Source organism: Reichenbachiella sp. MALMAid0571 (genome assembly GCF_040151475.1).
In the GTDB taxonomy this organism is placed as follows: Bacteria; Bacteroidota; Bacteroidia; order Cytophagales; family Cyclobacteriaceae; genus CAXBNB01.
Genome location: NZ_JBDKWG010000146.1, coordinates 48,279 through 71,923, shown reverse-complemented (window position 1 = coordinate 71,923; position 23,645 = coordinate 48,279). Strand labels below are relative to the sequence as shown.

Here is a 23,645-nt window from a genome sequence, read left to right as displayed (position 1 = left end):
TTGCAAGGTTCTAATTTAAAATCAAAATATGTTATGCGCGCATAACATATTTATGTATATTTGAAAACCAATACTATTCTATATGAAAAAGGAAGAGACTGTTGACTATCACATTAAATCCGTATGGCATGCAATTTCAAGAATGTACAACCAGGGAGCATCTGCAAGAGGGATAACCGCTTCTATTGGATTTGTCCTTTTGAATATTGACATGGAAAACGGTACGCCTGCAACTAAAATAGCACCAATGCTTGGCATGGAAGCCAGAAGCCTGACCAGAATGTTGAAAAATCTGGAAGCCAACGGGTTCATATATAAAGTACAAGATAAGTCGGATAAAAGATCAGTTCTCATACACCTGACGGAAGAAGGTAAAAAAAAGAGAAGGTTTTCTCGCAATGCCGTTATATATTTTAATGAGAAAGTAAGAGAAAATGTATCCGAACAGGAGCTGGATATCTTTTTTAAAGTAATGAATACTATCAACAATACAATTGAAGAAAATAAAGTTTTGGATCAAATCGAAATTATAGAAAATGAACAGACCCATTAAAAAAATTGCAGTACTTGGTTCGGGGATTATGGGTTCCCGGATAGCATGTCATTTCGCAAATATTGGAGTTGAAGTTTTGCTCTTAGATATAGTGCCAAATGAGTTGACGGAGGAGGAAACTCAGAAAGGATTAACTCTTAATGACAAGGCCGTAAGAAACAGAATTGTGAACAACGCATTTCAAACGACATTGAAACAAAAGCCGGCATCACTTTACAATAGCAAAGATTCAGCATTAATTACCCTCGGTAATTTTGACGATGATTTCCCGAAAATTGCAGATTATGATTGGGTAATCGAAGTGGTGGTCGAAAATCTGAAAATCAAAAAATTGGTTTATGATAAAGTAGAGCAGTTTAGAAAACCTGGAACATTGGTTACTTCAAATACCTCTGGAATTCCTATTCATCTTATGGCCGAAGGAAGAAGTGAGGACTTTAAAAAACACTTTTGTGGCACCCACTTTTTTAATCCTCCAAGGTATTTGCGCTTATTGGAAATAATTCCTACGGAATCTACTGATCCGAAAATAGTGGAATTTCTAATGTACTATGGTGACCTTTTTCTGGGTAAAGAAACAGTGCTTTGTAAAGATACTCCGGCATTTATTGCCAATAGGATAGGTATTTATTCCATTCTTTCTACAATGCATACCGTAGAAAAAATGGGATTGACTGTCGGAGAAGTTGATAAACTAACAGGCCCAATCGTTGGGCACGCAAAGTCCGCAACTTTTCGGACAATGGATGTTGTTGGCTTGGATACAACAGTGAACGTTGCTAACAATCTTTATGAAGGTTTGCCAGATGATGAGTCCAGAGAAGGATTTAAACTGCCGGGAATTGTAAAAGAAATGTATGACAGGAAATGGCTTGGTGATAAAACCAAACAGGGTTATTTCAAAAAAACGGTTTCACCTGAAGGGAAAAAAGACATTCTGGAGATAGATTTGAAAACCTATGAATATGGCTCAAGATCAAAGGCAAATTTTGATTCTGTAGGTGCAGTTAAAGACATAGAGAATCTAAAAGAAAGAATTTCCATTCTGGTTAACTATGATGACAAAGCGGGCGAGTTTTACCGAGCCACATTCTATGACATGTTCCGGTATTGCACTAACCGTATCCCGGAAATAGCAGATGAACTGTTTCGAATCGATCAGGCGGTAGCTGCTGGGTTCGCATGGGAAATGGGACCTTTTGAAACATGGGATGCTTTGGGTGTACGAGAGACGGCACAGAAAATGAAAGATGCCGGATTAGCACCAGCTCCTTGGGTAGATGAAATGCTTTCCGGAGGTAACGAGAGCTTTTATAAATTCGAAAAGGGGAAACAGCTTTATTATGACATTCCGTCAAAAACGTATAAAGTAGTTCCGGGAACCGAAGGGTTGATTATTCTGGATGCATTCAAAGAAAACAATAAAGTTTGGGAAAATTCTGGAGCTACATTGTATGATGTTGGAGATGGCATTTTGAACTTGGAATTTCACTCAAAAATGAACTCTCTTGGTCAGGAAGTTCTTGAAGGAATAAATACTGGTATCAGTACTGCAGAGAAAGATTTTCGTGGATTGGTAATTGGAAATGAAGGGCAAAACTTTTCTGCCGGAGCAAATCTGGCAATGCTCTTTATGTACGCCGGAGATCAGGAATTTGATGAGATCAATATGATGATTGCTCAGTTTCAAAACACGATGATGCGGGCAAGATACTCATCAATTCCGGTAGTGGTGGCCACTTCAGGCATGGCACTTGGGGGAGGCTGTGAACTGTCATTACATTCGGATGCTATACAAGCACATACAGAAACGTATATGGGTCTGGTAGAAGTTGGTGTTGGGTTAATACCAGGTGGAGGTGGAACCAAAGAAATGACACTTCGTGCATCAGACTCATATTTTCCCGGTGATTCGGAGTTGAATAAACTTCAGGATCATTTTATGACCATAGCTACAGCTAAAGTGAGTACTTCAGCACAAGAGGCAAAAAATATTGGTTTTATCAGACCGTCTGACGAATTTACTTTAAACAGGTCAAGACTCTTAGCAGATGCCAAAGCGAAAGCATTGGAGTTGGCAAATTCCGGTTATACTGAACAGACACAGAGAACGGATATCAAAGTTCAAGGAAAAGTAGGCCTTGCAATGTTTGAAGCTGGTCTGGTTGGCATGAAATACGGAAATTATATTTCCGAACATGATATGAAAATAGCCAGAAAAATATCCTGGGTAATGAATGGAGGTGATTTATCTTATCCGACTTTGGTTTCTGAAAAATATCTACTTGACCTGGAGCGGGAGTGCTTTTTGAGTTTGTGCGGAGAACCAAAAACTTTGGAAAGAATTCACAGTATATTATTCAAGGGCAAACCACTCAGAAACTAGGTTTTTTTCAATTAAAATATTTTGAATACTGATTTTTTAAAATCATTAATCTACAAAAAAATGGAAGCATATATAGTAAAAGGATATAGGTCAGCAGTAGGTAAATCTAAAAAAGGAGGTTTTCGGTTTACAAGACCGGATGACCTGGCTGCTGATGTTATCAAACATTTGGTAAGCGATATTCCCGAATTGGATCCTAAAAGGATAGACGATTTGATCGTGGGAAATGCAATTCCTGAAGCAGAACAAGGAATGCAAATGGGACGAATGATCTCACTATTGGCATTGCCGATGGAAGTTCCTGGTCTAATTGTCAACCGATATTGTGGCTCTGGCCTTGAAACGATAGCAATGGCTACCGCAAAAATCAAAGCCGGAATGGCTGAGTGTATTATAGCTGGAGGAACAGAATCAATGTCATTGGTTCCTATGATGGGTTATAAAACTGCCCTCAACTGGAAAATAGCAGAGCAAAACCCAGAGTATTATTTGTCTATGGGTATTACTGCGGAGGAAATAGCTAACGATTATGGTATCACCCGTGAACAGGCAGATCAGTTTTCGGTGGATTCTCACAACAAGGCGATTGCAGCCATAAAGGAAGGTAAATTCAAAGATGAAATCGTACCAATAACGGTGAGTGAAACATTTGTGAATTCTAAGGGTAAGAAGGAAGTACGAGAATATCTGGTGGATACGGATGAAGGGCCAAGACCGGGTACTTCTATGGAAGGTCTCTCTCAATTAAGACCTGCTTTTAAAATGGGAGGTATGGTTACAGCTGGTAATTCTTCGCAAACATCGGACGGAGCGGCATTTGTAATGGTAATGTCAGAAAAAATGGTAAAAGAATTGAATCTGGAACCAATAGCAAGATTAGTTACTTATGCTGCAGCTGGTGTGAGTCCCCGAATTATGGGAATCGGTCCTGTGGCTGCTATTCCAAAAGCACTGAAGCAAGCCGGATTGAAACTTGATGACATAGAACAATTCGAATTGAATGAAGCATTTGCTACACAAGCCTTGGCAGTGATAAAAGAAGCAGGTCTTAATCCTGATATAGTAAATGTGAATGGAGGTGCTGTAGCACTGGGTCATCCACTTGGATGTACAGGTGCAAAGCTTTCCATTCAGTTGATCAATGAAATGAGAAGGCGAAAACAAAAATATGGTGTAGTGACTGCATGTGTTGGTGGAGGTCAGGGAGTAGCAGGAGTATATGAATTTTTGAAGTAATTGTTTGCTGAAAGGCAAAATTCAATAATTGGAAGAGGCTGATCTATGATCAGCCTCTTTTGTTTTCATTTTTTGCATCTAATTATAGACTGAACCTCTTATTTATATTTCACCAACTTATCTTTGCTTCCCAATATAAAAATCCATTTATGATGTTGAAAAATGATCTATTGCTAAAAGCAGCCAGAGGAGAAAAGACAGAAAGAGTGCCCGTATGGGTAATGAGGCAGGCAGGTAGAATTTTACCTGAGTATCGTGCTGTAAGAAATAAATTGAGTGGATTTATTGAGCTGTGTACGACACCAGAGTTGGCAGCAGAAGTAACCTTGCAGCCTGTTGACATACTTGGTGTAGATGCTGCCATAATATTCTCGGATATTTTGGTGATACCTGAAGCCATGGGACTACCTTATCAGATGATTGAGCAAAAAGGGCCCTGGTTTGAAAATACAATAAATTCTGAGGCGGATTTAAAGAAAATCAAAATAGCTGACCCTGAATCTGATCTTGCATATGTTAATGATGCTATAAAAATCACAAAAAGGGAATTGAATGGAAGAGTGCCATTGATAGGATTTGCCGGAGCTCCATGGACTATATTTTCATACATGGTTGAAGGATCTGGGAGCAAAACTTTCTCCAAAGCTAGAAGAATGCTATATACACAACCAGAGTTATCTCATAAGTTGCTGGATATGATCACGGAGAGCACCATCAAATATCTGAAAATGCAGATTAAGGCTGGAGCCGATTTGGTGCAGGTATTTGACTCCTGGGCTGGGATATTACCCCCCAACCAATATGATGAGTTTGGATTGAAATATATTTCTAAAATCTGTGATGCCATCAACGAAGTACCAGTCACTGTATTTGCTAAAGGTGCATTTTTTGCAAGAAGGGGAATGGGTCAGTTGAATTGTGAAACCATTGGGTTGGACTGGAATATGAGTATTGAGGCATCACGAAGGTTGATTGGAAATACCAAAACACTTCAGGGAAACCTCGATCCTTGTTCGCTTTATGGCTCTTTTAGCCAAATAGAAAAAGCAACGAAAGAAATGCTCACAAAATTTGGTGGGTACAAACATATTGCTAACCTAGGCCATGGCGTATATCCGGATATAGAACCTGATAAAGTCAAGTGCTTTATTGATACGGTAAAAAATTGGAGAGCGGATTAGTTGGTAATTAAGACTGCTTTTTGTTCTTATCTCTTTTTTCTGATTTCGTTTCTTTTACCTCATCTTCAAAGAGCATCCTGATCGAAGGGGAATAGGTATCGTCGTATTGTCCGTCTTTCATTGCCCAGATAAATGATATAAGGAAAGCTGAGGCAACTAAAATGCTGATTCCAATTAATATGATGATTACGGACATAGTTATCAGATTTTTCTTCCCATCAAATTTACAGCTATTGTGGTAAAGCCAACTACAGTAATGCTACTTAATGGCATAAGAATCGCAGCATATACTGGCTCCAGGTTGCCCGTTACTGCCAAAGACAAGCCAACAAGATTGTACAAAAATGAAATGCCAAAAGCACCTATCACTACTTTTTTAGAATCATTGGCAAATTTCAGAAGCTCTGGTAACCGGTTGAAATTGCTTCCAGCCAATATGCCATCACTGGAAGGTGTAAATGTTGCAATGTCGTCTGTAATAGCAATGCCTACATTTGCCTGCTTCAAAGCACCGGCATCATTGAGCCCGTCTCCTACCATCATTACACTCATTCCGGAATTTTGCAATGACCGGATGTAATTGAGTTTATCCTCCGGAGACTGGTTAAATAATAATTCCGTTTTAGGTGGAAATAATTCTTCCCAGCTTTTTTTCTGATCGTCATTGTCACCGGATAAGAGAGATAAACTGTACTTTTTACTCAAATTTGAAATCACTGCCGTGAGCTCAGAGCGGAATTGTTGGTCAATGGTAAAATATCCTTTTAACTGTCCGTTGATCTTAACAAATACCTTTGTTCCAATATGATGTAATTGTTCGCTGGTATCAACATTTAGAAATGAAGCCGAACCAATTTTTACATCATGCCCACCAATTTTTCCTTGAATTCCTTTTCCTTCTTTTTCTTCAAACTCATTGATTTTCATAAGTTCTGGATGACTTTGACTTAGGTAATCGTAAATTTTCACACTCAAAATGTGCGTGGAATTCCCCAAACAAGACCAAACCATGGCTTTTTCCTTCTCTGTCAATTCTCCTGAGAATCGAATGCCGGTATTTTCTTTATTGGTTAGGGTTCCGGTTTTGTCAAATACAATGTGTTGTAGGGGCATAATCTTCTCAACTACGCTGGCATTTTTGAGGTACATACTGGAACGACCCAATACACGTAATACCGAACCGTAAGTAAAAGGAGAAGCAAGTGCCAGGGCACAAGGGCATGCCACGATCAATACAGATGCAAATACTTTTACGGCTAGATCAGATCCGGCAAGCATCCAGTAGATACTGGAAATAGCAGCAATCACCAAAATAGTAGGTGTAAAGTACCTGGAAATATTATCGACAAAATGAAAGGAAACACTTTCATTTTGCTGAAAAGCATCTTGATTCCATAACTTGACCAGTTTGCTTTGAGAAACTTCTTCCTCTACCAATACAATAATGGAACCACCAATCTGTTTACCTCCGGCATATAAAGTGTCTCCACTTTTTTTCTTCTCCAGTGTAGCTTCACCCGTTACGAAGCTATAATCAATATCGGCATTTTCTGAAATCAAAAGACAATCCACTGGGATTAGTTCCTTGTTTCTAATAAGTAATTGATCCCCTTTTTGGGCTTCTTTTATGGGAATTGGAATCCTTTCATCATTGACGAGTTTAATTATGCCTAGTGGAAAATATGATTTGTAATCACGGTTGAAAGCAAGGTTCTCATACGTTTTGGATTGAAACCATTTGCCAATCAATAAAAAGAAAATTAATCCTGACAGGGAATCCAGGTAGCCAGCTCCGGTTTTGGTGAATATTTCGTAAAGGCTTTGTACAAACAAGGCGAAAATACCCAATGTAATGGGTACGTCTATATTGAGGTATTTTTGTTGGATGCTTTTGAATGCTGAGGTGATATAATCCAGTCCACTATAAAAAATGACAGGCAATACTAACAGCAGGTTTAGCCAGTTGAAGAGGAAAATGAATGTTTCGTCGGAAGATGCTTCTATTCCAAAATATTCGGGAAAACTCAGTAGCATAATATTTCCAAAACAAAATCCGGCTACTCCCAACTTGATAATTACCGTGTTTGACTTATTCGGTGCAGCCTGATCTTTGGACTTAAGTGTGATCTGAGGTTCATATCCCAGCGTAGAAAGTAATTCTACAATTTTCCGTAAGCTGATACGGTCTCCATTATAAATAAGGCTGATTTCCTTTTTGGCAAAATTTACCCTTGATGAATTTATTTCTTCTTGTATTTTGTGCAGATTTTCAAGTAACCAAATACATGAACTACAGTGAATGGAGGGGATAGTTAATGTCACTTTTTGGAACTTTTCATTTTTGAATTCCAAAAGTTGATCCACAATCTGCACATTGTCCAAGAAACTATATTTATCACCGAAATCTTTGGATTTTAGGGATATTCCGGCGGATTCATCTAAGTGATAATAATTGCAAAGTCCGTTTTCATCCAAAATTTGAAAGACTGTTTTGCAACCATGACAGCAAAAATCTTTTTCTTCAAAACGGATGACATCAGAATCGCATGGGTCGCCACAATGGTAGCAAACTGTTTTTTCCTGTGTTTTGATCAATTCTTCTGTCATTATTTCAATTTTCAATAGAATATACAAAAATCATACGAAGTAAACTTTCATTCAATGACCAGACAGCCTAAAGAAAGTGATGTTGATCAGTAATTATATTAAATAATACGTTTGTTTCCAGTTTTTTTTAACAATAGATGTAACAACCCTGATGCAGGATTCAGTGATTTTGAAAAAAATTAATTGCATATACAACTAATTTTTATGCTATCCGTATTGTTCAAAGTTTATTAATAAAAATAAATGAAAGATGTATTAGCAGATTTAGAGAATACAATGCTGCCATGGCTGGGTAGGGCTATGAAAAGCATTGATTTTTTCGTCTTGGATTATTTTCATGCCTGTGGATTGGAATTGACTAAAACTCAATTGATCATTCTGCGAATACTTTCAAAAAACGACGGACAACCTCAACAAAATCTGGCTTTTTTAGCCAAAAGAGACAAAACATCTCTGACCCGGCTGATCAATACTATGGAGAGGAAAAAATTAGTCACACGGGTGCAATCCAAAGACGACAAGAGAATTAATCATATCTATATTACCCAAAACGGACAGGGTTTGCTGAAAGCTGCTGTTCCAATAGTTAAAAAAGCGGTGGAAGAAATACAAAAAGGAATTACAAAAGAAGAAATAGAACAAACTATCAGCGTGTTGAAAAAAATAAGTAAAAACGTAAATGCAGACGAGCTTACTGCTCCATTGAACCATTAAATATACATGAGAAATTACATTACGATCGTATTGGGAGTGCTGTTGTTGGCAGGAGGAGTTTTCATCGCCAAGTCAGTAATTGAAAGCAATGAAAAGAAGAAACCCGTGAAAGAAAAGATTGTCCAGGCAGTTTTTGTTGAACCCGTGAAAAACAAAGATATACCTATCAGAATCTATGAAAGTGGACGGCTGGTTGCCAAAAACAGAATGGAAATATATTCTGAAGTTCAGGGGGTTATGGAACGTACTGCAAAAGAATTTAAGCCAGGTTCAAGATATAAAAAAGGAGAAACAATGGTCAGGGTTCGAAGTAATGATTATTATGCCAATCTTCAGGCACAAAAAAGTGTACTACAGAATCTGATCACGAGTGTTATCCCTGATTTGAGGCTCGATTATCCGGATGCCTATAAAAAATGGGATCGTTATTTACAAGACTTTGACATGAGCAAACCAATAGCAGATTTGCCTAAAACATCTTCTGATAAAGAAAAATATTTTATCACTGGTAAGAATATTTACACCACGTATTACAACACCAAAAACCTGGAGATCATATATCAAAAATACAATTTGACTGCACCGTTTGATGGAATACTAACAGATGCAGTGGTAAATCCGGGGACTGTAGTAAGGCCCGGACAGAAGCTGGGTGAATTCATAGATCCTACCAATTTTGAATTGGAAGTAGCCATTAGCAAATCAACATTACCGTCCATATCTGTTGGAAAAGATGTTGAAGTGGTTGATGCCAAAGACATGACCAAAATATGGAAAGGAACGATTGCGAGAATTAACGGAAAAGTCAATACTACAACTCAGACAGTTCAAATATTTATCGATTTGAAAGGAAAAGAACTGAAAGAAGGAATGTATCTGGAAGCAAAAATTGAAGGAAAACCAGAAACAAATGCGATAGAAATATCCAGAAGTCTGGTTGTAGGTGAGTCACAGGTTTATGTGGTGAAAGGAGGAGTATTGGAGTTGATACCTATAAAAATTTTACATGAAAATCAAAAAACGGTAATTGTCTCTGGTTTGAAAGATGGTACACAGCTGGTTTCCAAAATAGTTCCGAATGCTTTTTCCGGGATGGCTGTTTCAATAATAAATGGGTAATTCAATATGAAAAATATAATTGCGCATTTTATTAAGTACCCGGTATTAGCAAACATAGTCATTCTTGGATTTTTTGTGTTTGGTGTCATAGGAATGTATTCCTTGAAATCATCGTATTTTCCACTGAATGAATCTCGGAATGTTAGTATTAATGTATCCTATCCGGGGGCTTCTCCTCAAGAAATGGAGGAAGGTATTGTCCTGAAAATAGAGGACAATTTAAGAGGCCTGATTGGAATTGATCGTTTCACATCTACATCCAGCGAAAATTCCGCAACGATATTAGTAGAAATATTGAAAGGCGAGGACATTGATGCTGTTTTGGCTGACATCAAAAATGCTGTTGATAAAGTGCCTTCTTTTCCCGTTGGTATGGAGCCTCCTGTCATATCTAAGGAAATCTTCAGGACAGAAGCCGTAAGCTTTGTGGTAAGTGGGGATAATGTTCCCCTCCTGTCTTTGAAGGGTATTGCTCGGGAAGTTGAAACTGATTTGAGAGCCATTGATGGTATTTCACAGGTAGAAGTTTCCGGATATCCGGCAGAGGAGATAGAAATAGCAGTAGATGAAGAAAAGCTTAAGGCGTATAATCTCACTTTTCAGGAGGTTGCCAATGCAGTCGCCTCTACCAACATTCTTGTAACCGGAGGATCTATTAAAACAGCGCATGAAGAGTACCTGATTCGTGTCAACAACAGGGTTTATCATGGCAGTGAATTGGATCATATTATTGTAAAAGCGGAAGAGTCCGGTAACAAAATCCGATTGAGAGATCTGGCTGTGGTAAGAGACAGATGGTCAGAAACCCCCGACCGATCATATTTTAATGGAAAACCTTCAGTCAGAATTCAGGTAAATACGACCAATTCCGAAGACCTTATTGATGTAGCAGACAAAACAAAAGAGTACATAGAAACATATAATGCAACACATGACAATGTGCAGCTAAGCATAACCAGGGATGCTTCAATAGTAATTGTTCAGCGAACGGAATTATTAATCAGAAATGGTATTCAGGGTATGGCCCTGGTAATGTTTTTTCTTGCACTTTTTCTGAAACCAAGACTTGCATTTTGGGTTGCTTTTGGTCTTCCAATATCATTTTTGGGCATGTTTATTTTTGCAGGACAACTGGGAGTCACTATCAATGTGCTGTCTCTGTTTGGCATGATCATAGTGATTGGAATTCTGGTTGATGATGGGATTGTAATAGCTGAAAATATTTACGATCAGCACCAAAAAGGGAAGAGTCCCGTGAGAGCAGCGATAGATGGAACAATGGAAGTGCTACCAGCAATCACCTCTGCTATATTGACTACTCTGGTGGCATTCTCTACTTTCTTTTTTCTTGATGGCAGGATAGGTGAGTTTTTTAGCGAGGTGGCCATTATAGTAATTCTGACATTGAGTATTTCACTGATAGAAGCATTGATCATACTGCCGGCTCATGTGGCACATTCCAAAGCCATTACCAGTAAACAAAAATCGTATTGGTTTAATATCTATGCAGACCGATTAATGGGATGGATGAGAGATCGTGTTTATGCACCATTTCTAAAGTTTTTCATCAAAAACAAATTTCTGGGTTTTGCTATACCCATCACTTTGTTGGTGTTAACCATTGGGGCAATAGGCGGAGGAACAATCCGCTTTACATTTTTTCCTAATGTAGCTAGTGACAGGGTATCTATTATTTTGAGAATGCCACAAGGTACGCATGAGACGATCACAGATTCTATTATTTCGGAAATAGAAAAAGCAGCCTGGAAGGTAAATGAAGATTTTACTGCCCGACAGTCAGGTAATAAAAGTGTGATTGAAAACATAACCAAGAGAATAGGCCCGGGATCCTCTGCAGCCTCATTATTTATCAATTTATTACCCGGTGAAGAAAGAGATTTTCCTTCATTTGCCATTTCTACAGCCATCAACGAAGAAGCAGGTAATATTCCCGGAGCTGAGAGCATTGAGTTTGGGTCGGGGAGCAACTTTGGAGGCAACCCTATATCGGTTTCACTATTGAGCAACGACATCAGCGAACTAAAAGCTGCCAAACAGTTTCTCAAAAGTAACCTGATTAAGAATTCTTTGTTGAAGGACATTACCGATAATGACCCTGCGGGAATAAAGGAGATTAAGATTACATTGAAGGAAAGTGCCTATGCTATGGGTTTTCAACTAAACAATGTAATCAGTCAGGTTAGAAGCGGTTTTTTTGGTAATCAGGCGCAAAGGTTTCAAAGAAGACGAGATGAAATCAGGGTATGGGTGCGCTATGAAAAAGAGCAGCGTTCATCGATCAAAAATCTGGACGACATGCGAATAGTCAGTCCTACCGGGGAAAGGGTTCCCCTCCGGGAAATCGCAGATTATGAAATCCAAAGGGGAGAAATTGCCATCAACCATTTAGATGGAAAAAGAGAGATAAGAGTAGATGGTGATCTCAAAGATCCAAACAATAGTGCCACTGAGATAATGACTGACATAAAAACGGAAATGTTACCCCTAATGAGAGAGCAATTTCCCAATGTTACTGCTGTTTTTGAAGGGCAAAACAGAGAAGCAAATAAAACTACGGATTCTGCCAAAGCAGTACTGCCGATAATCGTATTTATGATCTTTGTCATCATAGCATTTACCTTTAGGTCATTTAGTCAACCACTATTGTTATTGCTCATGGTGCCGTTTAGTTTGATCGGTGTGGCATGGGGTCATTGGATACACGGTTTTTCAATTAATGTGCTTTCTTTTCTCGGTATTATTGCTCTTATAGGAATTGTAGTTAACGACGGATTGGTTTTGATCAGCAAGTTCAATGGATATTTGAAAGAAGGAATGAAATATGATGATGCCCTGTTTGCAGCAGGGAAGTCCAGGTTCAGAGCCATATTTCTCACAAGTGTAACCACTGTTGCGGGTCTCGCTCCACTGATATTTGAGACCAGTCGTCAGGCACAGTTTCTTATCCCAATGGCTATTTCTATCGCTTATGGAATCGTATTGGCTACTATTCTCACATTGGTAATGCTACCTTTAATGTTGTCCACCGGAAATATCATCAAGGTGTATTGGAAGTGGTTGGTTAACGGAGAAAAACCGACCAGAGAAGAAGTAGAACGCGCTATTATTGAACAAAAAGCAGAACTGGAAGAGTCACATTTTTAACCTTTCTATTCTGAGAAAAATATAAAAGAGTAACGAATGAAATGTAAAGTTGTAATAATATTAATAATATTAATAAGTGGTAACCAACTATTGGCACAGGAGATATTAAGAAAAACAGATGCCATTACATTAGCGCTGGAACACAATTTTGATATCAGAGAGGCTGGTAATAACAGCGAGATAGCTTTAAACAATGCTGACATTAAAAATAGTGGTTTTTTGCCGACTGTCGCTGCTTCAGGAAGTGCCAATTTTTCCTCAACCAATTCAGAAAATATTTTAAACACCGGAGAGGTACAGTCAGTGACGGGTGTTCAGACGGAGAGGTACAGTGCATCTTTAGGGGTGAATTATACCATTTATAATGGTCAAAGTAGAAAATTCAATTTTAAAAAGCTACAGGAAAGCCTGAATTTAAGCGAACTTCAATCTCGTTCGATTATAGAAAATGTTGTCTTAAATATTTTCAATGTGTATTATGAAGTAGCTCGTTTGACCCAAAACGAAATCAATCAAAAAGAGACTTTGGATATTTCCAGAGAAAGATTGCTACGGGCAAAATACAGTTTCGATTACGGGCAAAATACTCAACTGGATGTACTCAACGCAGAAGTGGACTATAACAATGACAGCATCAATTACCTCAACATCATTCAGGAGCTGGACAATCAAAAACGTAACCTGAACCTGTTTTTGGGAAGAGATGTCAACACCCCTTTTTCAGTTGACACCACATTGACCTATGATGAAAACTTATCTTTAGAAGAAATATTGGCCAATACAATGTCCAACAACGTAGCTATTCTTCAACAAAATGGTGCTTACAGAAATGCCGAATACGATATTAAAATAAATAGTGCTTCAAACTTGCCGACAGTAGGTTTAAATACTTCTTACGGATGGAATCAAAACAATCTGGGTAAAACATCGATCTTTGATTCCCAAAATCAAACGGCTTTGACCTATGGTGCATCTGTAAGTTGGAATATTTTTGATGGAGGCCTGACCAGCACAAGAAAACAAAACAGCCGAATTTCACTTGAGAATCAAAAACTGAGTATGGATCGGCTTAAACTGAATTTAAACAGAGATGTGAACAACGCCTGGTCTGTTTATCAAACGGCATTGTTTGTGTTAAAAGCAGAAGAAAAAAACCTTTCAACCAACGAGCGTAATTTTAGCCGAACTTCCGAACAACAATCGTTAGGACAAATAACATCGCTGGAATTTCGTCAGGCTCAGTTAAATTTACTTAATGCCAAGCTCAACTATAATCAGGCCAGATACAACGCCAAAAATGCTGAGCTTGCTTTGCTTCAGCTCAGTGGCGAATTGATGAATGGGGAATATTAAGTTGTTTCAAAGGGGTACAAAATTCCCAGATTCCTGACTGCCTAAAGTGCAGTCAGGAATCCGGCACCCCTTTGAAAACACATCAATAGTTGTTTCTCGTACAGATCCCAGAATGAATCTGGGAATTACTTACCTTTTGAAACAGCCTCATTTGTTTAATCTATAATAGTAATGTCAATTGCCGGTAGAGTCTCTATGTCGGTTTCTCCGGCAGCATTTGTGATGTCTCCGTCTGAAACTCCAGCAGCTGATTTGTCCGGCTCATGGCGTAAAATCACTTTCAATGTTCCACTACTTGCAGCACCTGTTGTGAAGGTGTTTTTCAATCCTATTGGGTTTTCGTTTCCATCCTGATCGTTATAAGATGTGTGTGTCAGATTCAGGCTACTTGAAACTTCAAAGAAGAATTGATGGTCTTCACCTTCTTCCTCTATTTCTTCCGTAATATCTTCTGTGGGATTTTCAGATTCATTGAGGAGTTCCAATGTTACGGTATATGCCGTATTGGAAACCAAACTACCTCCGGTTACCACAGGAGTAGCAGCTCCGTTTCCACCATCTTCATCATAATACTTCATGGTAACAACAGTACCAGAAGTGGGAGTAAACACTATATTGACTGTGGTAATCAACTCCTCTTCATTAGGTGGAGTTATGGGATCATCATCTCCGCAATTGGATAATATAATGAGACCGAAAAAAGGGAAGAAGATGTTTTTTAATGCTTTATTTAAAATGTTCATTGTCTTTATTTTTAAAAATTATAAAAAAGTCTAAGTGAATAATTAATACCGATATCATCGGTAAAGTATCGGAATCGGTTCATGTAATCCCGATAAGAAATGTTTAATAAATTCTCAACAGAGAATCCTAATTTAAGTTTGTCGAACTCCACTCCGGAATGAAAATTCAACAGTGTATAACCGTCAGGAGCAGTTTTGAAATCATAGATACTGGATGGAGGCTCAGAATTTTCAAAATCCAAAAATGCCTGAGGAGCCCGACCCTGATGCATTACAGTTAAGACATCTAATGTAAAATAAACCTTGTTGACATCAGGTATATTAATCATTTGATAAGTAATCCCATTTTCAAAACTATTTGCAGGTATGTTGATCAGCACATCGTCGGCAGATACGTCCTTTGCCCTTAGTAATGACACCTTGGCATTATAAGACCATTGGTTCGACAGCTTATACTTTACCACAGCATCCATGCCCACAAATCGGGCATTAGTACGCATGTATTGAAACACTGGGAAGGCACCTCGAATGGACAACCTGATACCATCTGGACGAAGGTAAATGTAATTGTTGATCGTATTATGATAAATGCTACCTTCCACCAACAAATTGTTACTCTTGTACTCCATCGTCGCTATGGCCTTAATTGCCTGCTCCGATTGTATGTCCGCATCCAATAGGTTCTCCGAAAGAAATCCTCCGGGGTACAACAACCCCTGCTCAATAGCAGCCGCTCCATGATGCAGTCCATTGCTAAACAACTCGCTGACCTGCGGAGGCCTCCATGCACTAGCAATGTTGGCTTTGAGTGTCAGCTTTTCATTCAAACTGAAATCACCACCAACAGAAGCCGTCACATTATTGAAGGTGTATTTCGGACTCAACAGTTTATTGGAAGAATCAAAAACAAACGGATTGAGTTGCCGGAAATCATAACGAATTCCCGCTTCCAGCTCCCATTTTTGCTGCACATACTTTTCAATGGCAAATGCTCCCAATCCATAATTTTTGTAATCGGGAATTAGAAAATTAGCATTGGTACCTGTATTGTTTTTGTTTCTTTGATATATACTGCTGGCACCAAACTCGCCTTTCAACTTTCCAAGGGCATGTTGTTCAAAGACCAAATCCAACGTGTGGGTGAAAATATCCAGTGAAATGGATGGCCTGTTGAAATTAGCACCTCGCCTCCTGTCATATTCATTGCGATGATTGGATTGAAAGCCATATTGCAAACGAACTGTTCCTAAATCCGCCAATTTCAAAAAGCCATTCAATTTCATCAGGTCATGCCTGACTTCCTGCCTTGGGTTGTCTATGGTGTAGGTAAAATCCTCAACATACAAAGGCACATCGCTGTTGATGGCATTTGTAAGGTCAGTGAGATTTCCTATGTGTGCGCTTCTGAGTATGGCTATATCAGAATCAAAATGACTCAAATAACCCTCAAAACCATAATGTTCTTTGGTTAACCCAAAGGCTCCTGAAAAATTGATTTCCTGCACTCCGGTATTGGAAAGGTTATAGTTTGATGCTTTGGCGTCACCGCCCTTTTTGGCTGATCCTTGCACCCTCCAGCCGATACCATTATCGTATCCTTTTTCCATCATAGCAGAAACCACACCCTGACGGTTGTTGGACTGACCAATCATACTGATACTTCCTTTAAATTCCCTGTTGCTCAAAAGCGATGGAGGCTCTACCAACACTATGCCCCCAATGGCATCCGCTCCATACCTCACTGTGGCAGCTCCTTTGATTACTTTGAAACCAGTAGCCGAAAAAGGGTCTATCTCGGGGGCGTGTTCCTGTCCCCATTGTTGCCCTTCTTGCCGGATTCCGTTGTTCATAATCAGGATTCGGTTGCTGTGTAATCCGTTGATTACAGGTTTAGAAATGGTAGGTCCGCTTTGCAGGGAATTTACCCCGCTCAGCGATTTCAGCGATTCTCCCAGAGTTTTTCCTCTGGACTGATCCAGCTGTATTTCGGACAACTCGCTTGTAGTCAGAGACACATCTGCTTCTTCCAGCTCGCCTTCCACGATCACTTCGTTCAGTTCTGTGGGGTGATGTTCCAGAGAAAATTCTTTTACTGTGTTTTTCTTTATGGTAATGAATTCTTCTTTGGGTTTACACCCAACATGCCTGATCAAAACACTATAAGTACCTGCGCACAAATTGCTGAGCATATAGTTTCCCCTTTCATCCGCAGTTACACCTCGTTCTAATTCTTTGATGTAAATACTGGAATATTCCAATGGAGATTGGTCATGTTCATCAGTAATCTGACCTGACAAGGTATAGCTGCAATCTTTGGTTTGAGCCATAATACTCAAAACCGAAACAGACTGAATAAACACCAGAGTCAGCATATAACAATATACTCTAGCCATGCTTTGATTTAAAGGAGTTCTGTGAAATCATTGTTCACAGAAATGTCAATAAAATAATAGTATGTTGGATAGTTTCAGGTCAATATCATTTTTAGCCTAGAATGTCACCACAAGAAATGAGCGTAAAACAGTAGCATAACAGAAAGCTACTGTGGTTCACTCCTTGTGACGGAATGTTGGCTAAAACAACATTGTAGCATCAGGCTATTGGGGATCCCTTATTCAGAACAGAATAAATGGATATAAAACTATAGCAATTGCTATAAAGAGTATTTTGTTTGAGAGATGGAGATGTCGATAATTCTTCTAGAACAGCCAGAGAGCTGGTTTTATATACAGGGACAAAAGAAAAATGGCATAAAAAACATATTTCTTGCTCCTCTGCAAGGTGCACCTGATGATCGCATGCATGGTGATTTTCTATTTCATTAGTGCCTTCAAGTTGTGCGACAGGCTCTTTTTCTGCATGACTATGAAAAAGATTGAAGGGTACCACAGTCGCTAATACCATAGCCATCAGCAACCAGGCACTAACCTGAGCTTTCAAATTGATGGATATATGATTTGGTCTGACCATTTGAATAAAAAATACTTGGCAAAAATAAGTAATAATTCCTATTTGTTTTACAGTTGTGAAATATGGTGAAGGATTTTATTATAAGATAATTTTACTTCCATCATTCAATTACCATTTCAATTCTGTTTTTTTTAAAACATAGGAGAGATATAACGTACTGTGAGTTTGCGTAAATGTTGGAAGTAATTCTATCTTTTGTAACCTTTTGATAGTTTGTAGTATCTAATCAGTAACAAATCAAAATTATTATGAATACAATCGATCCATTACTCTTCGTTACAGTTCTTCTAGTTCTTCTTTTTGTTTTCATTTTTTTGACATGGTATTTCAGCCATAAAGCCAAGACAAAAGAGAGATTATTGCTCATTGACAAAGGGATAGATATTGAAAAGTTTCTGCTAAATGATAAGCCTTCAAATATCTTCTTAAAGTTCGCTATTATCGTTATAGGTCTTGCGGTTGCTTTTGCCATCCAGGCACTGATGCTTCGATTTGAAGTTGAAGATGAACCACCCTATTTGGCTGTTCTATTTTTATGTGGAGGTATTTCTTTGTTAATCGTCCATCTTATAAATAGGGTTAAAAGATAGGATACACGAATGGATGATCTTTACATAGGTAAAATACTAGCTGGAAACTCAGATGCCTTCCGGTATTTTGTTAATAAGTACAAAAACTTGGTGTATTCCATCACACTATCCATTGTTAAAGACCATTTAATTGCCGAGGAAGTAACTCAAGATGTATTCGTTAATGCTTTCAAAGCTTTGAAAAATTTTAATAGGAATTCCAAATTTAGTACGTGGATTTACAAGATTGCTTATAATGAAGCTTTGAAAAAATTAAAGAAAACCAAAGTAGAAATTCTCACGCTCGATGAAAACCTTCAGGATGATTTAGAAGATGAGAGTATTCTATCTTCACTACATCAGAAAGAACAACAATTTGTCATTAACAAAGCTCTTGAAATGCTAACTTCAGACGAAAGCCTAGTGCTAAGGTTGTTTTATCTTGAAGAAGAAAATATTAATGAAGTAATTAATATCACTGGATGGTCAAGATCCAAAGTAAAAGTGACTCTGTTTAGAGCACGGAAAAATATGTATAAAGCTTTTAATAACGTTTTAAATAATAATCAGATATGAAACGATTTCAAGAGGACAGCATATTTCATGATTTAATGAAAAAAAACATCTTGCAAAGCCCATCAGTGCATTTTGAAAATGATGTAATGCGTGAAATCAAGAACCATGTCAGTAAAAAATCAATCAGAGCTAACTATTTAATCTCTCTTGTTTTTGCCCTAATTGCCACTTTAGCAGGTATCTTAAGTGGCATTTTTATCTACGAAATAAGAACAATTGTTACTGAAACATTCGGAAAGGATATCTTCTTAGTTACTCAAGCGATGCTTGTTTTAATCGTTTTGATTCTAATAGATTTTGTAATCAATTCATATTTAAAATTTATGGAAAAGAATAGAGCGACTCCCAAAACGGAATATAGAATATAGCGGTTTTAACCACGCTCAAAGCCACGGTAAAAAACCAAAAAAAGTTAAAATTTACCCTTGGACACTTACAATCTAAGTATCGGCAGCAATAATACTTTGATGCCAAAATATAGTTTTGTATTTTTGATGAAATAAATGAGCTATTATCGCAGAAAACAAACTCCATATTGACAGTATTAAGGATCGGTTCAGGTCAATTCAGACATTTTCAAATACTGATTTGATAGAATTCTATCGAACTATTGATCATGAAGTCACTAAAACCACGGTCAATTGGCGAATCTATAATCTTGTCCAAGAAGGTATTTTAAATAGAATTGGTAGGGGGAAATTTACACTTGGTAAAGGGGATGCCTATATCCCCGAATTATCGAGCAAGTTGGTTTCTGTATATAAAAAGATTAAGTCAGACTTTCCTTTTTTAGCTGTATGTCTTTGGAACACATCAGTGATTAACGAATTCATGCTCCATCAACCTGGAAAGTATTATCAATTACTTGAGGTTGATAAAGATGCCGTGGAAAGCATTTTCTATTACTTGAAGGATCGAAACTATTCTGTTTATATGGAGCCTTCTGAGGAGTTGATAAGAAGATATATGATTGATGAAAAGGAATCATGGATTGTGAAATCACTTGTGTCTGAAGCTCCAATTCAAAAAGTAAATGGTGTTCCAACAGTTACAATAGAAAAGTTACTTGTCGATATATTTTGTGATCCAGTGATATTTAACGCACAGCAGGGTTCTGAAATGAATCAGATATTTCATGGGGCATTTGAAAAATATACAATCAGTGAGAGTAAGATGTTACGCTATGCGAGCAGAAGAAGGAAAAAAAAGGAACTGGATAATTATTTAAATGAGGTCTCTAAATATCGGCAGCACTACCAGATTGCTGCCACTAATTTGAAATGATAAGTAAAGATTCATTACATATCGATTGGATCACCAAAGTATCTTCAGCTAATAGAAAGGCTGATAAGATTCTTGTAGAAAAGGTTATTAGAGCACTTATGCTCTTGGAAGGATTGGTTAAGCAAAATTTAGATTTTGTATTTAAAGGAGGTACAGCTTTAATGCTCATTCTTGATTCTTCTAAAAGGCTTTCAATAGACATTGATATCATTATTGAAAATAAGCCGAAAAATCTAGAAAATACTTTTATGGCATTGCTGGAAGAGCAAGATTTTAGCCGGTTTGAACTTCAGGAACGCAAAACTTCAACTAATATTCATAAGGCTCACTACAAGTTTTTTTACCAGCCTATACATAAAACACAAGTTGGTGAAGAAAGTATTTTGCTGGATATTTTATTCGAAAAAGTGGGTTACTCGAAAGTCAATCAGATTCCAATAATCTCCAAATTTGTCATTACCGAGGGTGATTCGATTCAAGTTAACGTACCTTCTATAGAAGACATTCTCGGTGATAAATTAACAGCTTATGCTCCTAACTCCACAGGAATTCCTTATTTCAAAGGTGAAACCAGTATGAGTATGGAAATCATGAAACAACTCTATGATATAGGAAATCTCCTAGACATTGCTAAAGATGGAGCCCTTGTCAGAAAAACATTCGAAAACTTTGCATCTACTGAACTTGAATACAGAAATCAATCAAAATTAACAGTCAGTAATGTACTAGAAGATATCCAGCAAACTTCACTTTGTTTGGTAAGCAGAGGTGTCGAAGGAAAAGGTGATTTTGATCATCTTCAAAATGGTATTCAACGTGTTTCCAGATTTATTTTCTCTGAGTCATTTCATATCGACAGGGCAATCACCTTCGCATCAAAAGCAGCTTATATAGCTGCGTTGATCAAAGCTGGGAAAGCAGAGATTGAAAAATTTAAAAACCCTGTTATCATGAAAGATTGGACAATTGGAGAACCTTTTTGGCCAAGGCTAAACCGATTAAAAAAGTCCAACCCCGAAGCATTTTTCTACTGGTATAAAATATTTGAATTAGTGATACATAAACTTTAACAGTTATCAACATACACAAAAACATACTTGTAATCCGGCTTTCTGCCATGGGCGATGTGGCTATGACTGTCCCTGTGGTAGCAGCAGTACTCCGGCAAAACCCATCTGTGAAAATCACTGTGGTTACCAGAAAGGCATTTATACCATTGTTTAATGGATTGGAAGTGGAATTTGTTACGCCTGATTTGTATGGAGAGCACAAAGGAATTAGAGGTCTTTACCGTCTATTTAAAGAAATCAACTCCATTACAACATGGGATGCAGTTCTTGATTTGCATGACGTGTTGAGGTCAAAAATCCTGAGAACATTTTTTAAACTTTTCGGCATCCCTACATTCCATATTGAAAAAGGAAGAAAGGAAAAGAAGGCGTTGACTTCAAAAGTAGAAAAGGAGTTTAAGCAACTGAAACATACCACAGAAAGGTATGCAGATGTTTTTAGGTCGGCTGGGTTTGAAGTAGATCTTTCAATAGCTGATGTGAAAAAAGACAGGTTTTCAATTCCTAAAGACTTAGCTAATACTTTGGGTGATAAAACCAAACCATGGATTGGTATTGCGCCATTTGCCCAGCACCAGCAAAAGATGTATCCGATAGAAAAGATGCAATCCGTCATCAATTTGTTGAGCGAAAAAGGATTTCGGATTTTTGTTTTCGGAGGAGGAGATCAGGAGAAAATTTTGGCAGATAGCCTTTGCAAAAACAATGAGAGTATAACAAACCTAATCGGACAATATTCTCTGATCGAAGAACTGGGTTTGCTCAATGAAATGGATGCAGTGTTGAGCATGGACTCAGCCAACATGCACATGGCTGCTTTGACAAAGACTAAGGTCATTTCCATTTGGGGAGCGACTCATCCTTATGCCGGATTTGCAGGGTTTGGTCAAAATCAGGATGATCATTTTATTCAAATCCCTGAAACGGAATTGTCTTGCCGACCCTGCTCTGTTTTTGGAAACAAACCTTGTTTTCGAGATGATTTTGCCTGCATGAATAATATCACACCGGAATCAATAGTGCATAAGATTGAATTCATGTTTTGAGCTGGCCTTTATGGTTATTTACTATCCAAAAATTCCCTGATTAAATAGCCATAAGTATATTCCTGTGAAAGACTGGTACTATGCAAATTGTCTTTGACCGTTTGGTTTATATTTTCTGAGTGATCATTCAGAAAATCAAGATAAAACCTAAGTTGGTTTTTGGTCATTTCTGAAAGGTGTTTTGACAATAATTCAACGGCTTCCGGATAGGCGGCAGCTACTTTTTTGATTAACTGGGTTCTGGTATTGATGTCAACCATAGAGAAAGCACCGTAAAATTGTTGGGTTACATTTTGTTCTTTCAATAACCTATCAGGCATTTTTTTAAGAATATATGCCCTGGTCATGGGTTGAGTCTCTTTGTATATTTTAGCAATTTGGGTGATATGGGTGGTAAAACCCAAGGAATCAAGTTGCTTTAAAGCGTGGTTTTGATAGTCTCTGTATGGCGAATACAAAAAATAATTGTTGAGAGAATCTGAATAAATGGAGTCGAGGAAAGCGGTCATTTTTTTCCTGACATCACCATGCACCAAATGCCAAAAGGTATAGCAGGAATACAAACCCCCAGCAACAACCGATTCTTTTATCTCTTTTTTTGTGGCGCTAGAAACCCCATCAACATCACCATGAGTGTTTTTGGACGATTTGGCAGGTACTTTCTCTGTCAGGTCGGATATTTCTTTTCTTTCCAGAATGGAATGGCTGTCGGAAAGCAATTGATTGAGTTTGGCAAAATCATCTTCGTCAAAAGGGTCATGTTCGAATTTGGTGAGGGGAAATTTTGGGTGTGTACCATAACCCACATAGTTGCCAAGTAGATTCCAATAGACTTGGATGTTTGCTAGTCTGCATTCTCCGTCTGCACATACGGATGTTTCCAGGTCGGAAAAAAACAACCTGGGCTCGCTTTTTTCATTGGACAACAAGCTCATCTTGTGGACAAATGAAGTGTCTGCGTAGGTGAAGGTGAAAATTTGTTTTTCCTGAGTGATTTCTTTGAACTCCTCAGACATCAGAAAAAACATGGGATTATATTCGGTTTTTTCTGATGTCTGAAAACCCCATAAAGT

Annotated in this window: 20 protein-coding genes; 14 read left to right on the top strand and 6 right to left on the bottom strand. The window is 38.0% G+C overall.

Annotated features, from left to right (window positions below):
- Window positions 1–82 precede the first annotated feature (82 nt).
- From AAOP42_RS18515 to hemE, 4 genes are all read left to right on the top strand, one after another.
- The gene (locus AAOP42_RS18515) at window positions 83–553 is read left to right on the top strand and encodes a MarR family winged helix-turn-helix transcriptional regulator (RefSeq protein ID WP_349530064.1); all 471 of its coding nucleotides are present in this window, start codon (window positions 83–85) and stop codon (window positions 551–553) included.
- Window positions 537–2,939, top strand: a complete 2,403-nt coding sequence (locus AAOP42_RS18510; RefSeq protein ID WP_349530063.1) for a 3-hydroxyacyl-CoA dehydrogenase/enoyl-CoA hydratase family protein — start codon at window positions 537–539, stop codon at window positions 2,937–2,939. The genes AAOP42_RS18515 and AAOP42_RS18510 overlap by 17 nt, the downstream gene beginning before the upstream one ends.
- Before the next feature lie 60 nt (window positions 2,940–2,999).
- Window positions 3,000–4,175, top strand: a complete 1,176-nt coding sequence (locus AAOP42_RS18505) for a thiolase family protein (RefSeq protein ID WP_349530062.1) — start codon at window positions 3,000–3,002, stop codon at window positions 4,173–4,175.
- A 149-nt stretch (window positions 4,176–4,324) separates the two neighbouring features.
- The gene (gene hemE, locus AAOP42_RS18500) at window positions 4,325–5,356 is read left to right on the top strand and encodes a uroporphyrinogen decarboxylase (protein ID WP_349530061.1); all 1,032 of its coding nucleotides are present in this window, start codon (window positions 4,325–4,327) and stop codon (window positions 5,354–5,356) included.
- A gap of 7 nt (window positions 5,357–5,363) precedes the next feature.
- Here hemE and ccoS read toward each other — a convergent pair whose 3' ends face one another.
- Both ccoS and AAOP42_RS18490 read right to left on the bottom strand, forming a co-directional pair.
- Window positions 5,364–5,552 carry a cbb3-type cytochrome oxidase assembly protein CcoS gene (gene ccoS / locus AAOP42_RS18495; RefSeq protein WP_349530060.1) on the bottom strand — a complete coding sequence of 63 codons (189 nt, stop codon included), beginning with the start codon at window positions 5,550–5,552 and terminating at the stop codon, window positions 5,364–5,366.
- A gap of 5 nt (window positions 5,553–5,557) precedes the next feature.
- Window positions 5,558–7,963: a heavy metal translocating P-type ATPase gene (locus tag AAOP42_RS18490; protein WP_349530059.1), complete on the bottom strand. Its 2,406-nt coding sequence runs from the start codon at window positions 7,961–7,963 to the stop codon at window positions 5,558–5,560.
- Between the two features lie 243 nt (window positions 7,964–8,206).
- Here AAOP42_RS18490 and AAOP42_RS18485 point away from each other — a divergent pair, with 243 nt between their 5' ends.
- The 4 genes from AAOP42_RS18485 to AAOP42_RS18470 are packed head-to-tail and all read left to right on the top strand — an operon-like array spanning window position 8,207 to window position 14,314.
- Window positions 8,207–8,677, top strand: a complete 471-nt coding sequence (locus AAOP42_RS18485) for a MarR family winged helix-turn-helix transcriptional regulator (protein ID WP_349530058.1) — start codon at window positions 8,207–8,209, stop codon at window positions 8,675–8,677.
- A 6-nt stretch (window positions 8,678–8,683) separates the two neighbouring features.
- Window positions 8,684–9,796, top strand: coding sequence for an efflux RND transporter periplasmic adaptor subunit (locus tag AAOP42_RS18480; RefSeq protein ID WP_349530057.1), 1,113 nt, complete (start codon window positions 8,684–8,686; stop codon window positions 9,794–9,796).
- A gap of 6 nt (window positions 9,797–9,802) precedes the next feature.
- On the top strand, window positions 9,803–12,961 hold the full coding sequence (locus tag AAOP42_RS18475) for an efflux RND transporter permease subunit (protein WP_349530056.1): 3,159 nt from the start codon (window positions 9,803–9,805) through the stop codon (window positions 12,959–12,961).
- A 36-nt stretch (window positions 12,962–12,997) separates the two neighbouring features.
- Window positions 12,998–14,314: a TolC family protein gene (locus tag AAOP42_RS18470; protein WP_349530055.1), complete on the top strand. Its 1,317-nt coding sequence runs from the start codon at window positions 12,998–13,000 to the stop codon at window positions 14,312–14,314.
- Between the two features lie 155 nt (window positions 14,315–14,469).
- Here the strand turns inward: AAOP42_RS18470 and AAOP42_RS18465 are convergent, their stop codons facing one another.
- From AAOP42_RS18465 to AAOP42_RS18455, 3 genes are all read right to left on the bottom strand, one after another.
- Window positions 14,470–15,057, bottom strand: coding sequence for a hypothetical protein (locus AAOP42_RS18465; protein ID WP_349530054.1), 588 nt, complete (start codon window positions 15,055–15,057; stop codon window positions 14,470–14,472).
- An 11-nt stretch (window positions 15,058–15,068) separates the two neighbouring features.
- Window positions 15,069–17,450, bottom strand: a complete 2,382-nt coding sequence (locus AAOP42_RS18460) for a TonB-dependent receptor (protein ID WP_349530053.1) — start codon at window positions 17,448–17,450, stop codon at window positions 15,069–15,071.
- 199 nt (window positions 17,451–17,649) lie between these two features.
- On the bottom strand, window positions 17,650–18,027 hold the full coding sequence (locus AAOP42_RS18455; protein WP_349530052.1) for a hypothetical protein: 378 nt from the start codon (window positions 18,025–18,027) through the stop codon (window positions 17,650–17,652).
- A 248-nt stretch (window positions 18,028–18,275) separates the two neighbouring features.
- On the opposite strand from AAOP42_RS18455, the gene AAOP42_RS18450 reads away from it, so the two are divergent.
- The 6 genes from AAOP42_RS18450 (at window position 18,276) to AAOP42_RS18425 (ending at window position 22,572) form a co-directional block, all read left to right on the top strand.
- On the top strand, window positions 18,276–18,617 hold the full coding sequence (locus AAOP42_RS18450) for a DUF6249 domain-containing protein (protein WP_349530050.1): 342 nt from the start codon (window positions 18,276–18,278) through the stop codon (window positions 18,615–18,617).
- Window positions 18,618–18,626: 9 nt separating this feature from the next.
- Entirely contained in the window at window positions 18,627–19,172 is a 546-nt protein-coding gene (locus AAOP42_RS18445) for an RNA polymerase sigma factor (RefSeq protein ID WP_349530049.1), read from the top strand.
- A complete protein-coding gene (locus tag AAOP42_RS18440; protein WP_349530048.1) occupies window positions 19,169–19,540 on the top strand; it encodes a hypothetical protein in 372 nt (123 codons plus the stop codon). The genes AAOP42_RS18445 and AAOP42_RS18440 overlap by 4 nt, the downstream gene beginning before the upstream one ends.
- Window positions 19,541–19,760: 220 nt before the next feature.
- Window positions 19,761–20,456: a DUF6577 family protein gene (locus AAOP42_RS18435; RefSeq protein WP_349530047.1), complete on the top strand. Its 696-nt coding sequence runs from the start codon at window positions 19,761–19,763 to the stop codon at window positions 20,454–20,456.
- The gene (locus tag AAOP42_RS18430; RefSeq protein ID WP_349530046.1) at window positions 20,453–21,526 is read left to right on the top strand and encodes a nucleotidyl transferase AbiEii/AbiGii toxin family protein; all 1,074 of its coding nucleotides are present in this window, start codon (window positions 20,453–20,455) and stop codon (window positions 21,524–21,526) included. Before AAOP42_RS18435 ends, AAOP42_RS18430 begins: the two co-directional genes overlap by 4 nt.
- Window positions 21,527–21,573: 47 nt before the next feature.
- Window positions 21,574–22,572, top strand: coding sequence for a glycosyltransferase family 9 protein (locus AAOP42_RS18425; RefSeq protein WP_349530045.1), 999 nt, complete (start codon window positions 21,574–21,576; stop codon window positions 22,570–22,572).
- A 14-nt stretch (window positions 22,573–22,586) separates the two neighbouring features.
- Here AAOP42_RS18425 and AAOP42_RS18420 read toward each other — a convergent pair whose 3' ends face one another.
- Entirely contained in the window at window positions 22,587–23,600 is a 1,014-nt protein-coding gene (locus tag AAOP42_RS18420) for a hypothetical protein (protein ID WP_349530044.1), read from the bottom strand.
- Window positions 23,601–23,645 lie beyond the last annotated feature (45 nt).

Bases quoted from the DNA above. Each gene is read 5' to 3' on its own strand.
- AAOP42_RS18430 (WP_349530046.1), top strand. From the start codon at position 20,453: ATGATAAGTAAAGATTCATTACATATCGATTGGATCACCAAAGTATCT.
- AAOP42_RS18460 (WP_349530053.1), bottom strand. From the start codon at position 17,450: ATGGCTAGAGTATATTGTTATATGCTGACTCTGGTGTTTATTCAGTCT.
- AAOP42_RS18485 (WP_349530058.1), top strand. From the start codon at position 8,207: ATGAAAGATGTATTAGCAGATTTAGAGAATACAATGCTGCCATGGCTG.
- hemE (WP_349530061.1), top strand. From the start codon at position 4,325: ATGATGTTGAAAAATGATCTATTGCTAAAAGCAGCCAGAGGAGAAAAG.
- AAOP42_RS18470 (WP_349530055.1), top strand. From the start codon at position 12,998: ATGAAATGTAAAGTTGTAATAATATTAATAATATTAATAAGTGGTAAC.
- AAOP42_RS18455 (WP_349530052.1), bottom strand. From the start codon at position 18,027: ATGGTCAGACCAAATCATATATCCATCAATTTGAAAGCTCAGGTTAGT.
- AAOP42_RS18450 (WP_349530050.1), top strand. From the start codon at position 18,276: ATGAATACAATCGATCCATTACTCTTCGTTACAGTTCTTCTAGTTCTT.
- AAOP42_RS18510 (WP_349530063.1), top strand. From the start codon at position 537: ATGAACAGACCCATTAAAAAAATTGCAGTACTTGGTTCGGGGATTATG.
- AAOP42_RS18465 (WP_349530054.1), bottom strand. From the start codon at position 15,057: ATGAACATTTTAAATAAAGCATTAAAAAACATCTTCTTCCCTTTTTTC.
- AAOP42_RS18515 (WP_349530064.1), top strand. From the start codon at position 83: ATGAAAAAGGAAGAGACTGTTGACTATCACATTAAATCCGTATGGCAT.
- AAOP42_RS18475 (WP_349530056.1), top strand. From the start codon at position 9,803: ATGAAAAATATAATTGCGCATTTTATTAAGTACCCGGTATTAGCAAAC.
- AAOP42_RS18440 (WP_349530048.1), top strand. From the start codon at position 19,169: ATGAAACGATTTCAAGAGGACAGCATATTTCATGATTTAATGAAAAAA.
- AAOP42_RS18480 (WP_349530057.1), top strand. From the start codon at position 8,684: ATGAGAAATTACATTACGATCGTATTGGGAGTGCTGTTGTTGGCAGGA.
- AAOP42_RS18425 (WP_349530045.1), top strand. From the start codon at position 21,574: ATGGGCGATGTGGCTATGACTGTCCCTGTGGTAGCAGCAGTACTCCGG.
- AAOP42_RS18490 (WP_349530059.1), bottom strand. From the start codon at position 7,963: ATGACAGAAGAATTGATCAAAACACAGGAAAAAACAGTTTGCTACCAT.
- ccoS (WP_349530060.1), bottom strand. From the start codon at position 5,552: ATGTCCGTAATCATCATATTAATTGGAATCAGCATTTTAGTTGCCTCA.
- AAOP42_RS18445 (WP_349530049.1), top strand. From the start codon at position 18,627: ATGGATGATCTTTACATAGGTAAAATACTAGCTGGAAACTCAGATGCC.
- AAOP42_RS18420 (WP_349530044.1), bottom strand. From the start codon at position 23,600: ATGTTTTTTCTGATGTCTGAGGAGTTCAAAGAAATCACTCAGGAAAAA.
- AAOP42_RS18505 (WP_349530062.1), top strand. From the start codon at position 3,000: ATGGAAGCATATATAGTAAAAGGATATAGGTCAGCAGTAGGTAAATCT.